We start from the raw sequence: 12,355 nt of genomic DNA, 5'->3' as shown, positions 1-12,355 counted from the left end.
CTGCGGAGACACCACGGATGGGTGAATCCCCGTCGGCACGAGCGAACATCGCGGGCGCGCGTAGGCTCGTGGCGGCGCTCCGGCCCGCCCGACTTACGATGCGCCGGGCGGCCGACCCACCACTTCGGCCCAGGAAACTCAACGGAAGCGAGATTTCACCACCGTGACTGCTCTCACTCTCAGCACAGCCGGCGCTGCGACGCTGCGCGCCGACGCGGTCGTCGTCGGCGTCGCCAAGGGCACCAAGGGCCCGGTCGTCGCAGCCGGCGCCGAGGCCGTGGACGCGGCGTTCGACGGGAAGCTCGCCACCGTCCTCGAGACCCTCGGCGCCTCCGGTACCGAGGGCGAGGTGACCAAGCTGCCCGCGCCGTCGGGCCTGAAGGCCCCGGTCGTGATCGCGGTCGGGCTCGGCGCCGCGCCGGAGAAGGACGACGCGTATCCGGCCGAGTCGCTGCGCCGCGCCGCCGGTTCCGCCGCCCGCGCGCTGGCCGGCTCGAAGAAGGCCGCGTTCGCGCTGCCGGTCGAGGCCGCCGAGGACGCCCAGGCGATCGCGGAGGGCGCCCTGCTGGGCGCGTACGCCTTCACCGCCTACCAGGACGAGAAGAACGCCAAGAAGCCGCTGGCCGAGGTGGCGCTGCTGGGCACCAAGCCGCGCGACAAGGCCTTCAAGGCCGCCGCGGAGCGTGCCGTCGCCGTGGCCGGCGAGATGAACCGCGCCCGCGACCTGATCAACACACCGCCGAACGACCTCTACCCCGAGTCGTTCGCCGCCGTCGCCACCGCCGCCGGCAAGGAGCACGGCCTCAAGGTGCAGGTCTGGGACGAGAAGGCGCTCGTCAAGGGGGGCTTCGGCGGCATCCTCGGCGTCGGCCAGGGCGCGGCCCACGGCCCGCGCCTGGTGAAGCTGGCGTACACGCACCCGGACGCGGAGAAGTCCCTCGCGCTCGTCGGCAAGGGCATCACCTACGACTCCGGCGGCATCTCGCTGAAGCCGGCCGGCCACAACGAGACGATGAAGTGCGACATGAGCGGCGCCGCCGCCGTGTTCGCCGCCGTCGTCGCGGTGGCCCGGCTCGGGCTGCGCGTGAACCTCACCGGCTGGCTGGCGCTGGCCGAGAACATGCCGTCGGGCAACGCCACCCGGCCCGGCGACGTCCTGCGCATGTACAGCGGCAAGACGGTCGAGGTGCTCAACACCGACGCGGAGGGCCGTCTGGTGCTGGCCGACGCGATCACCAAGGCCTCGGAGGAGAACCCGGACGCGATCGTGGACGTGGCGACGCTGACCGGCGCGATGGTCCTGGCGCTGGGCCACCGGCGCTTCGGGATCATGTCCAACGACGAGGCGTTCCGCACCTCGGTCCACGAGATCGCGGAGGAGGCCGGCGAGGACTCCTGGCCGATGCCGCTCCCCGCGGACCTGCGCAAGGGCATGGACTCCCCGACCGCCGACATCGCGAACATGGGCGAGCGGATGGGCGGTGGCCTGGTCGCGGGACTGTTCCTGAAGGAGTTCGTCGGCGAGGGCATCACCTGGGCCCACCTGGACATCGCGGGCCCGGCCTTCCACGAGGGCGCGCCGTTCGGCTACACCCCCAAGGGCGGCACCGGCTCCGCGGTCCGCACCCTGGTCAGGCTGGCCGAGCGCACGGCCCACGGCGACCTGGGCTGACGCCCGCGCGGCGGGTTCCGGGGGACGCCCGGAACCCGCCGCCCCAGGCCGGCGCCCCGGGTCCGCAGGAATATCGGGCGCCGGCCTTCCGTTCGCCCTCGACGAGATCCGTAGGTTCGTACGTACAGGTAACCGCCGGGGACGGCCGAACCGCCGTCCCGTATCCCGGCCCCGCGTCCCGCCTTCCGTCGACAAGTGCGAAGATGGGTTCTCGGCAGGACAGGGCCCCCACCACAGGGCCGAAGACAAGCGGCCGAACACCAGCCGCCGCCCGGTAGTCCCCCGCCCTGGGAGACACCGGCGCCCGGCGCACATGCATGGAGGACGTGACGTGGCGAACGACGCCAGCACCGTTTTCGACCTAGTGATCCTCGGCGGTGGCAGCGGTGGTTACGCCGCGGCCCTGCGCGGAGCTCAGCTGGGCCTGGACGTCGCCCTGATCGAGAAGGACAAGGTCGGCGGCACCTGCCTGCACCGCGGATGCATTCCCACCAAGGCCCTGCTGCACGCCGGCGAGATCGCCGACCAGGCCCGCGAGAGCGAGCAGTTCGGCGTCAAGGCCACTTTCGAGGGCATCGACGTCCCGGCCGTGCACAAGTACAAGGACGAGGTGATCTCCGGGCTGTACAAGGGCCTGCAGGGTCTGGTCGCCTCCCGCAAGGTCACGTACATCGAGGGCGAGGGCCGGCTGTCCTCCCCGACGTCCGTCGACGTCAACGGCCGCAGGGTCGAGGGGCGCCACGTCCTCCTCGCCACCGGTTCGGTGCCGAAGTCGCTGCCCGGCCTGACCATCGACGGCAACCGGATCATCTCCTCCGACCACGCGCTGGTCCTGGACCGCGTGCCGAAGTCCGCGATCGTCCTGGGCGGCGGCGTCATCGGTGTCGAGTTCGCCTCGGCCTGGAAGTCCTTCGGCACCGACATCACGATCATCGAGGCCCTGAAGCACCTCGTCCCGGTCGAGGACGAGAACAGCTCGAAGCTCCTCGAGCGGGCCTTCCGCAAGCGCGGCATCAAGTTCAACCTCGGCACCTTCTTCGAGAAGGCCGAGTACACCGAGGACGGCGTGCGGGTCACCCTCGCCGACGGCAAGACCTTCGAGGCCGAGGTGCTGCTGGTCGCCGTCGGCCGCGGCCCGGTCTCCCAGGGCCTGGGCTACGAGGAGCAGGGCGTCGCGATGGACCGCGGCTACGTCCTGGTCGACGAGTACATGCGCACGAACGTGCCCACCATCTCGGCCGTCGGCGACCTCGTCCCGACCCTCCAGCTCGCGCACGTCGGGTTCGCCGAGGGCATCCTGGTGGCGGAGCGCCTGGCCGGTCTGAAGACCGTCCCGATCGACTACGACGGCGTGCCGAAGGTGACGTACTGCCACCCCGAGGTCGCCTCCGTGGGCCTGTCCGAGGCCAAGGCCAAGGAGGTGTACGGCGCGGACAAGGTCGTCGCTCTGAAGTACAACCTGGCGGGCAACGGCAAGAGCAAGATCCTGAAGACCGCCGGCGAGGTCAAGCTCGTCCAGGTCAAGGACGGTGCCGTGGTCGGCGTCCACATGGTCGGTGACCGTATGGGCGAGCAGGTCGGCGAGGCCCAGCTGATCTACAACTGGGAGGCTCTGCCGGCCGAGGTCGCGCAGCTCGTCCACGCGCACCCGACGCAGAGCGAGGCGCTCGGCGAGGCCCACCTGGCCCTGGCCGGCAAGCCCCTCCACTCCCACGACTGAGCCGAGTCCACGGGCGCGACGACCACTACCGCACTTCCCCCGGCCCCGCGCTTCGCGCGGGCCGGGGAGACCACACCGTAAGGAGCAACCGAAACCATGCCGGTTTCCGTAACCCTCCCGGCGCTCGGCGAGAGCGTCACCGAGGGCACCGTCACCCGCTGGCTGAAGGCCGAGGGCGAGCGCGTCGAGGCCGACGAGCCGCTGCTCGAGGTGTCGACCGACAAGGTCGACACCGAGATCCCCGCACCGGCCTCCGGCGTCCTGTCGTCCATCAAGGTCGCCGAGGACGAGACCGTCGAGGTCGGCGCCGAGCTGGCCGTCATCGACGACGGCTCGGGTGCGGCGGCCGCCGCCCCGCAGCCCGCCGCCGAGCAGGCCCAGGCCCCCGCCCCCGAGCCGGAACAGGCCGCCCCGGCCGCGGAGCAGGCCGCGCCCGCTCCGGCCCCGACCGCCGAGGCCGCCGCCGGTGGCGGCGGCGCCGAGGGCACCGACGTCGTCCTGCCCGCACTGGGCGAGTCGGTCACCGAGGGCACCGTGACCCGCTGGCTGAAGGAGGTCGGCGAGGAGGTCACGGAGGACGAGCCCCTGCTCGAGGTCTCCACCGACAAGGTCGACACCGAGATCCCCGCACCGACCTCCGGCGTGCTGCTGGAGATCGTGGTCGGCGAGGACGAGACCGCCGAGGTCGGAGCGAAGCTCGCCGTCATCGGCGCCCCGGGTGCCGCACCGGCCGCCCCCGCGGCCGCCGCCCCGGCTCCGGCGCAGCCCGCCGCGGCCCCGGCTCCCGCGGCCCCGGCCCAGCCGGCCGCTCCGGCCCCCGCGCAGCCCGCGCCCGCCGCCGCCCCGGCCCAGCCGGCCGCTCCGGCTCCCGCGGCCCCGGCGCAGCCCGCCCCCGCCGCTGCCGCCGCCCCGGCCCCGGCTCCCGCCGCGACGGCCGTGGACGAGGGTGCCTACGTCACCCCGCTGGTCCGCAAGCTGGCGGCCGAGAGCGGTGTGGACCTGTCCTCGGTCAAGGGCACCGGTGTCGGCGGCCGTATCCGCAAGCAGGACGTGGTCGCCGCCGCCGAGGCCGCGAAGGCCGCCGCGCCGGCTCCGGCCGCCGCCGCTCCGGCCGCCGGGAAGGCCCCGGCCGGTGTCTCGACCGAGCCGTCCCCGCTGCGCGGCCAGACCGTCAAGATGACCCGTATGCGCAAGGTCATCGGCGACAACATGATGAAGGCGCTCCACGGCCAGGCCCAGCTGTCGTCGGTCGTCGAGGTCGACGTCACGCGGCTGATGAAGCTGCGCACCCAGGCCAAGGACGGGTTCGCGGCGCGGGAGGGCGTCAAGCTCTCCCCGATGCCGTTCTTCGTCAAGGCCGCGGCCCAGGCGCTGAAGGCCCACCCGGTCGTCAACGCCCGGATCAACGAGGACGAGGGCACCATCACCTACTTCGACTCGGAGAACATCGGCATCGCCGTGGACTCCGAGAAGGGCCTGATGACCCCGGTCATCAAGGGTGCGGGCGACCTCAACCTGGCCGGTATCGCCAAGGCCACCGCCGACCTGGCGGGCAAGGTCCGCGGCAACAAGATCACGCCGGACGAGCTGGCCGGTGCGACCTTCACGATCAGCAACACCGGTTCGCGCGGTGCGCTGTTCGACACGATCATCGTGCCGCCGAACCAGGTCGCGATCCTGGGCATCGGCGCCACGGTGAAGCGTCCGGCCGTCATCGAGACGCCCGAGGGCACCGTCATCGGCGTCCGCGACATGACGTACCTGACGCTCTCCTACGACCACCGTCTGGTGGACGGCGCCGACGCCGCCCGCTACCTGACCACGGTCAAGGCGATCCTCGAGGCCGGTGAGTTCGAGGTCGAGCTCGGCCTCTGAGCGCCTCGGCTGTAACCAGCCTCACCAGCGGCGGCCCCGCCCGGGAGTACTTCCGGGCGGGGCCGCCGCCGTATTGTCTAGGAGTCTTCTCTTCTTGAAGGAGCGGTTCATGACCATGCCCGTCGTCCACTCGCTGCGCGATCAGATCCGCGAGCACATCGTGGAGGGCATCGTCAGCGGCCGCTGGAAGCCGGGCGAGCGGATCGTCGAGCGCCGTATCGCCACGGAACTGGCCGTGAGCCAGACGCCCGTACGGGAGGCCCTGCGGGAGCTGGAGTCCCTGCGGCTGATCGAGTCCGCCCCCAACAAGGGCGTCCGGGTGCGCAACCTCACCGCAGCGGACCTCGAGGAGAGCTACCCGGTCCGGGCCGGCCTGGAGCAGATCGCCGCCGAGCTGGCCGCGGAGCGGCTGGCCGCCGACTGCTCGGCACTGGAGCCGCACGTCGCGGCGCTGTACGAGGCGGACCGTGCCGCGGACGGGACGGCGCAGGTGCGGCACACGGTGGCGTTCCACCGGGAGCTGGTGAAGGCGGCGGGCAACGGGGTGCTGCTGCACACCTGGGAGGGTCTGGGGATCGAGGTCTTCACCGCGCTGTCCATCCGGTGGCTGGGGACGAAGCAGAAGTCGTACGCGGAGGAGCACGAGGAGCTGGTGGAGGCGTTCCGCCGGCGTGATCCGCAGATCGGCGCCCTCGTGAAGGCCCACGTCCTGGGCTGCGCCCCCCGCGCATAGCGCTGTGTCCGGGCGGGCGCCGCGTGTCCGGGCGGAGTGCTTCGCCCGCCGTGGAGGCCGCCCCGTGTCGCCCGTGCGAGGCGTGACACACGGGTGCGACACCGCTCCGGGATGTACCGCCCATCCGGTGCGCGCCCGGTCGACGAAGGCCCCGCACCGCGGTCGGGAGCGCACCGTCCGCGCGTAGCGCCCGCCCCGCGCGGAGCGCCGAACCCGCACATGGCACCGCGCCGGGAGCCGCGCCCGCGGTGAGCCCTCTCCCGCACGGAGCCGTCCGCGCCGCAACCGTCCGCGCCGCGGCGCTGCGGGCGTGGGCACGCCGCCCTCGGGCGCCCGGCGGGCCCGCACCGCCGGGCGTCGCAGAAGCCCGCAGCCGCGTCCACGCCCGGCACCCGCGTGTCCGCAGGGGGCGCGACGTGGAGGACCTGGCGGAAACCTGCCGTACAGGGGCGCGGCGCACCGGCACCGCGTGCCCCGTTTCGCGGCACCCTGTGCCGACTTTCTCGGTCCGGAGAGGTTTTTCGCTCAACGCTTTGATCGATCATCGATCGTCGGCTTACAGTTCACCACGGACTCACCAGTCCGCCCGGCCCCGTCCTGCCAGACAGGCCCCATCTCCACCTCCCCCTCCTCTCCGGAAGGCGGTGTCATGACCGACCCCGTAGCCATGCTTCCGAGCGAGCTCGACCAGCTCCCGGACCGTGACACCGAGGAGACCGCCGAATGGGCGGCCTCCCTGGACGCCGTCACCAAGGCCGCCGGCCCCCATCGCGCCGCGTACCTGATGCGCCGCACCCTCCAGCACGCCGAGGGCGTCGAGGGGCTCGACCTGCCCAAGCTTCTGGAGACGGACCACGTCAACACCATCCCCACCGCCGCCGAGCCCGTCCCGGCCGGTGACGAGGAGATGGAGCGCCGGATCACCGCCTGGAACCGGTGGAACGCCGCCGCGATGGTGACCCGCGGCGCCAAGCACGGCGTCGGCGGCCACATCGCCACCTTCGCCTCCGCAGCCTGGCTCTACGAGACCGGCTTCAACCACTTCTTCCGCGGCAAGGAGCAGGACGGCTCCGGCGACCAGCTCTACATCCAGGGCCACGCCTCCCCCGGCATCTACGCCCGCGCCTTCCTCGACGGGCGTCTCACCGAGGCGCACCTCGACAACTTCCGCCAGGAGGCGGGCGGCAGCGGCCTGCCGTCCTACCCGCACCCGCGCCGACTGCCCTGGCTGTGGGAGTTTCCGACGGTCTCCATGGGCCTCGGCCCGTTGTCGGCGATCTACCAGGCGCGCTTCAACCGCTATCTGACCAACCGCGGCATCAAGGACGTCTCCGCTTCGCACGTCTGGGCGTTCCTCGGCGACGGCGAGATGGACGAGCCCGAGTCGACCGCGGCGCTCGCCCTGGCCAGCCGTGAGGGTCTGGACAACCTGACCTTCGTGATCAACTGCAATCTCCAGCGCCTCGACGGGCCGGTCCGCGCCAACTTCAAGATCGTGCAGGAGCTGGAGGCCCAGTTCCGCGGTGCCGGCTGGAACGTCGTGAAGACGCTCTGGGGCAACGCCTGGGACGAGCTGTTCCAGCTCGACACCACGGGCGCCCTGGTCCGCCGGCTGCGCGAGGTCCCGGACGCACAGGTCCAGACGTACCAGACGCGCGACGCCGCCTACATCCGCGAGGACTTCTTCGGCAAGGACCCCGCGCTCGTCGAGATGGCGAAGCTGCTCTCGGACGACAGGATCCTGGAGTGCTTCCACCTCTCGCGCGGTGGACACGAGCCGCGCAAGGTGTACGCCGCGTACAAGGCCGCGCTGGAGTTCAAGGGCGCCCCGACGGTGATCCTGGCCCAGACGGTCAAGGGCTACACGCTCGGCGAGGGCTTCGCGTCCAAGAACGCCAACCACCAGATGAAGAAGCTGACGGCGGACGAGTTCAAGGCCATGCGGGACCTGCTCGACCTGCCGATCAGGGACGGCGACTTCACCGACGGACAGGTGCCCTACGGCCACCCCGGTGCGGACTCCCCCGAGGTCCGCTACCTCCAGGAGCGCCGCGCGGCCCTCGGCGGACCGGCCCCGGCCCGCCGCGTCCACCCGGTCGCCCCGCTGCCCGCGCCCGCCGAGAAGGCCTTCGCCGCCTTCGACAAGGGCTCCGGCAACCAGTCGGTGGCGACGACCATGGCGTTCGTCCGCCTGGTCAAGGACCTGATCCGCGACAAGGAGACCGGCAGGCGCTGGGTCCCGATCGTCCCGGACGAGGCCCGTACCTTCGGTATGGAGTCGCTGTTCCCGTCACTCGGCATCTACTCGCCGAAGGGCCAGACGTACGAGCCGGTCGACCGCGACCAGCTCATGTACTACCGCGAGGCGAAGAACGGCCAGATCCTCAACGAGGGCATCACCGAGGCCGGTTCGATGGCGGACTTCATCGCCGCCGCGTCGTCGTACGCGACGCACGGCGAGACGATGATCCCCTTCTACATCTTCTACTCGATGTTCGGCTGGCAGCGGACCGCCGACCAGATGTGGCAGCTCGCCGACCAGCTCGGCAAGGGCTTCCTCGTCGGCGCCACGGCAGGCCGTACGACCCTGACGGGCGAGGGCCTGCAGCACGCGGACGGCCACTCGCCGGTGATCGCGGCGACGAACCCGGCGGCGCTCACGTACGACCCGGCGTTCGCCTACGAGGTCGCGGCCATCGTCAAGGACGGTCTGCGCCGGATGTTCGGCGAGGCCCGCCCGGACGAGGACCCGGACGTCTTCTACTACCTGACGGTCTACAACGAGCCGATGCCGCAGCCCGCGAAGCCGGAGGGCGTCGACGAGGGCATCGTCCGCGGCCTGTACCGCTTCAGGGAGGGCGAGGGCGCGGCGGACGACCCGCGCATCCAGCTGCTCGCGTCGGGCACGGCGATCCACTGGGCGCTGGAGGCGCAGCGTCTGCTGGCCGCCGAGTGGGGCGTCACGGCGGACGTGTGGTCGGCGACGTCCTGGACCGAGCTGCGGCGCGACGCCCTGGAGGCGGACGAGGCGCTGCTGCGCGGCGAGTCCCGGATCCCGTACGTGCGCCAGGCTCTGGAGGGCGCCGAGGGTCCGGTGCTCGCGGTGAGCGACTACATGCGGCAGGTGCCGGACCAGATCGCCCAGTGGGTGGAGCAGGACTGGTCGTCGCTGGGAGCGGACGGCTTCGGTCTGTCGGACACCCGTGAGGCGGCGCGCCGCCACTTCGGTGTGGACGCGCAGTCGATCGTGGTCGCCGCGCTGGCGCAGCTCGCGCGGCGCGGGGAGGTCCCCGCGTCCGCGGTCAAGGACGCCCGCGAGCGCTACGGCTTCTGAGCCCCCGGTGCCGGGGCGGGCAAGGTTTGCCCGTCAAGGAGCGGCGGCCGGTGCGGTACGTCGCAAGGCGCCGGATCGACCTCGTGGTGGGCCTACTCGGTTGATTCGGCAACGCCGCGAGTCGCCGTGCCGGGCGTCGCGACGGGGTGAACCTTGCCTGACGCGGCACCGGCCCTCCCGGACGCCCCCGCAGCCCCCGCAGCCCCCTCGGGCCGCGGGGGCGTCCGCGTTCCGCTCCGGCGGCCCGGACGACGGTCCCCGTCCGTACGGGACGCGACAATGGCCACCATGCGCGCTGCCCGGCTCATCAAGATGGTCCTGCTGCTCCAGTCCCGCCCCTCCATGACCGCCGCCGAGCTCGCCCGGGAGCTGGAGGTCTCCGAGCGGACCGTCACCCGGGACGCGCTCGCACTGTCGGAGGCGGGGGTCCCGGTGTACGCGGACCGCGGGAGGGCAGGGGGGTACCGGCTCGTCGGCGGGTACCGGACCCGGCTGACCGGGCTGGCCAGGAGCGAGGCCGAGGCGCTGTTCCTGTCCGGGGTGCCCGGGGCGCTGCGCGAGATGGGACTGGAGGACGCGGCCTCCGCCGCGCGACTCAAGGTCTCCGCCGCGCTGATCCCGGCGCTGCGGGACGCCTCACGCTCCGCGGCGCAGCGGTTCCATCTGGACGCGCCCGGCTGGTACCAGGAGCCGCAGACCCCGGACCTGCTGCCGGTGGTCGCCGAGGCCGTGTGGGACGACCTGGTGGTGACGGCCCGCTACCGGGACGCCGAGCGCCGGCTGGAGCCGTACGGCCTCGTGCTGAAGGCCGGGGTCTGGTACCTGTGCGCCCTCGCCGACGGCACGTCGTTCCGCGTCTACCGCATCGACCGGTTCACGGCCGTCTCCCTGACCGCCGAGCGCTTCGAGCGGGACGCGTCCTTCGATCTGCCCGCTTTCTGGGAGGAGCGCGCCGCGCAGTTCGCCCGGTCGATCCTGCGGGCCGAGGTGGTGCTGCGGCTGTCCCCGGAGGCGGCCCGCCGGCTGCCCCACGTCACGGACCGGGCCGCCGCCGAGGAGGCGCTGGCGGCGGCGGGCCCGGCGGACGACCGGGGGTGGCGCACGATCACGCTGCCGGTGGAGTCCGAGGTGGTGGCGTTCGCCCAGCTCCTGTCGCTCGGACCGGAGTCGGAGGTACTGGGCCCGGAAGGCCTCCGCGAGAGGTTCGCGGAGGCCGCGGCCGGCATGCACGCCCTCTACGGGGGCCCGCCCGCCGGGACCGCGGCTCAGCGGTAGTCCTCCGCCGTCCCCTCCTTGCCCCCGTACACGACGTCCTCGAAGTACGCCCAGGCGTCCGGCCGGCTCCCGTCGGTGTCCGTGAAGCCGTACTCCCGGGCCAGCTGTCCGCTGGAGAGCGACCGGCCGTTCCAGCGGGCCCGGTCCGGGTCGGCGGCGAGGGCGGCGACGGCGCGGCCGACGTACACCGGCGACTCGGCGACGGCGAAGTGGGGCTGGTGGGCGACCGCGTCCCGCCAGTTGTCCTCACGGACCCCGAAGGCCTCCAGCATCTGCTCGGAGCGCAGATAGCCCGGCGTCACGCACACCGCGGTGCAGCCGGTGTCCTTCAGATCCTCGCCGAGGGTGAACGCCATACGGATCGGGGCGTTCTTGGCGAGGTCGTAGTAGAAGTTCTCACGGAAGCGGCGGTTGGTCTCCGCCGTGCCGTCGGTGACCTCGACGACGAGCCCGCCGGGCCTGCGCGCGAGCAGGGGCAGGGCGCAGCTGCTGGTGATGATGTGGCTGCGGACGCCCAGTTCCAGCATGCGCAGTCCGCGGTCGAGGTCGGTCTCCCACATCTTGGTGTCCCAGACGACGAGGTGTTCGCCGCCCCAGACGTCGTTGACGAGGACGTCCAGCCGGCCGTGCTCCTCGTCGACGCGGGCGACGAGCGCGCGGACCGCGGCCGCGTCGAGGTGGTCGGTGGGGACCGCGACGCCCAGGCCGCCCGCCGCCGTGACCAGTTCGGCCGTCTCCTCGATGGTCTCGGTCGGCCGGCCGACCTCGCTGACGCGCTCCCTCGTGGTGCGTCCGGTGACATAGACGGTGGCGCCCGCCGCGCCCAGTTGTACGGCGATGGCCCGGCCCGCGCCCCGTGTCGCGCCCGCGACGAGCACGATCTTCCCCTGCAGTGCTGTTTCGGTCGTCATGCTGCGACGCTCGCACGGAATTCCGACATCCTCCGTCCGCATTTCCCGACCGCGATTCCCGACCGCGTTTCCCGACGGCGTTTCCCGGCCGCCTTCCGGTCCGTGTCACGGACGCGGCCCGGCCGCCTCCCGGGCCGTGGTCCGGCCGCATGTCCCGGCCGATTTCCGAGGGGCTGTATTTCGGCCGCTCCACGTGCGCGGCCCCCCGCGAGCCCCGATGCTTGTCCCGTGATGGACGAGACGGAGTTCTGGGAGATCGTCGACAGCACGCGCGAGGCCGCCGAGGGCGACCCCGAGGACCACGCCGACCTGCTCGTCGAGCGGCTGCTGCAGCTCGACCCCGACTCCGTCGTGGACTTCGCACGGCACTTCGAGTCCCGCTACAACCGTGCGTACCGCTGGGATCTGTGGGGGGCGGCCACCGTGCTGCTGGACGGGGCGAGCGACGACGCGTTCGACTACTTCCGCTGCTGGCTGATCGGCCAGGGCCGGGAGGTCTTCGAGGGCGCCGTGCACGACCCGGACTCCCTCGCCGAACTTCTGGACGACTTCGACGAGGAGATCGACGGAGACGGTGAGGAGCTGGGGTACGCGGCCGACGAGGCCTACGAGCAGCTCACCGGAACGGCCGCACCCGATCTGGGGATCCCCGCGCAGTCCGCGGAACCGGAGGGCACCCCGTTCGACCTCGAGAACGACCGGGTGCTCGCGGAGCGGTTCCCGGCGCTGTGGGAACGCTTCGGGTCCTAGGTGTATTTCCCTGTGACGTCGCGGAAGCAGCGCCGTCCGCCCCGCCCGGACGGGACTCTCGAAACACGCCCCAGTGCCCCCGTCC

The 12,355-nt window shown here is 72.5% G+C and carries 8 protein-coding genes; 7 read left to right on the top strand and 1 reads right to left on the bottom strand.

Annotation, left to right across the window (positions count from 1 at the left end; translation table 11 throughout):
* Window positions 1–163 precede the first annotated feature (163 nt).
* The 6 genes from FEF34_RS28845 to FEF34_RS28815 all read left to right on the top strand — a co-directional run bounded on the left by FEF34_RS28845 (window position 164) and on the right by FEF34_RS28815 (window position 10,609).
* Window positions 164–1,672 carry a leucyl aminopeptidase gene (locus FEF34_RS28845; protein ID WP_138055762.1) on the top strand — a complete coding sequence of 503 codons (1,509 nt, stop codon included), beginning with the start codon at window positions 164–166 and terminating at the stop codon, window positions 1,670–1,672.
* Between the two features lie 331 nt (window positions 1,673–2,003).
* Window positions 2,004–3,392 (top strand): dihydrolipoyl dehydrogenase, encoded by a 1,389-nt coding sequence (lpdA, locus tag FEF34_RS28840; RefSeq protein ID WP_138055761.1) that lies wholly within the window; start codon window positions 2,004–2,006, stop codon window positions 3,390–3,392.
* A 96-nt stretch (window positions 3,393–3,488) separates the two neighbouring features.
* Window positions 3,489–5,267, top strand: coding sequence for a 2-oxoglutarate dehydrogenase, E2 component, dihydrolipoamide succinyltransferase (sucB, locus tag FEF34_RS28835; RefSeq protein ID WP_138055760.1), 1,779 nt, complete (start codon window positions 3,489–3,491; stop codon window positions 5,265–5,267).
* Window positions 5,268–5,376: 109 nt separating this feature from the next.
* Complete coding sequence (locus FEF34_RS28830) at window positions 5,377–6,000, top strand: GntR family transcriptional regulator (protein ID WP_093660153.1); 624 nt, start codon at window positions 5,377–5,379, stop codon at window positions 5,998–6,000.
* Between the two features lie 649 nt (window positions 6,001–6,649).
* Window positions 6,650–9,334 carry a pyruvate dehydrogenase (acetyl-transferring), homodimeric type gene (gene aceE, locus FEF34_RS28825; RefSeq protein WP_138055759.1) on the top strand — a complete coding sequence of 895 codons (2,685 nt, stop codon included), beginning with the start codon at window positions 6,650–6,652 and terminating at the stop codon, window positions 9,332–9,334.
* A 288-nt stretch (window positions 9,335–9,622) separates the two neighbouring features.
* Window positions 9,623–10,609 carry a helix-turn-helix transcriptional regulator gene (locus FEF34_RS28815; RefSeq protein WP_171053132.1) on the top strand — a complete coding sequence of 329 codons (987 nt, stop codon included), beginning with the start codon at window positions 9,623–9,625 and terminating at the stop codon, window positions 10,607–10,609.
* Here FEF34_RS28815 and FEF34_RS28810 read toward each other — a convergent pair.
* Window positions 10,600–11,520, bottom strand: a complete 921-nt coding sequence (locus tag FEF34_RS28810) for an SDR family oxidoreductase (protein WP_138055757.1) — start codon at window positions 11,518–11,520, stop codon at window positions 10,600–10,602. The two genes, FEF34_RS28815 and FEF34_RS28810, sit on opposite strands and share 10 nt — an antisense overlap.
* Before the next feature lie 231 nt (window positions 11,521–11,751).
* On the opposite strand from FEF34_RS28810, the gene FEF34_RS28805 reads away from it, so the two are divergent.
* Window positions 11,752–12,270, top strand: a complete 519-nt coding sequence (locus tag FEF34_RS28805; RefSeq protein WP_138057783.1) for a DUF4240 domain-containing protein — start codon at window positions 11,752–11,754, stop codon at window positions 12,268–12,270.
* The last annotated feature ends 85 nt before the right edge of the window (window positions 12,271–12,355 follow it).

Source organism: Streptomyces marianii (assembly GCF_005795905.1).
GTDB lineage: Bacteria > Actinomycetota > Actinomycetes > Streptomycetales > Streptomycetaceae > Streptomyces > Streptomyces marianii.
Note: the sequence above shows the minus strand (reverse complement) of the source record. Positions and strands in the feature narration are given on the sequence as shown.

Coding starts and splice junctions, on each gene's coding strand:
- sucB (WP_138055760.1), top strand. CDS start 3,489: ATGCCGGTTTCCGTAACCCTCCCGGCGCTCGGCGAGAGCGTCACCGAG.
- FEF34_RS28810 (WP_138055757.1), bottom strand. CDS start 11,520: ATGACGACCGAAACAGCACTGCAGGGGAAGATCGTGCTCGTCGCGGGC.
- FEF34_RS28830 (WP_093660153.1), top strand. CDS start 5,377: ATGACCATGCCCGTCGTCCACTCGCTGCGCGATCAGATCCGCGAGCAC.
- FEF34_RS28815 (WP_171053132.1), top strand. CDS start 9,623: ATGCGCGCTGCCCGGCTCATCAAGATGGTCCTGCTGCTCCAGTCCCGC.
- FEF34_RS28805 (WP_138057783.1), top strand. CDS start 11,752: ATGGACGAGACGGAGTTCTGGGAGATCGTCGACAGCACGCGCGAGGCC.
- aceE (WP_138055759.1), top strand. CDS start 6,650: ATGACCGACCCCGTAGCCATGCTTCCGAGCGAGCTCGACCAGCTCCCG.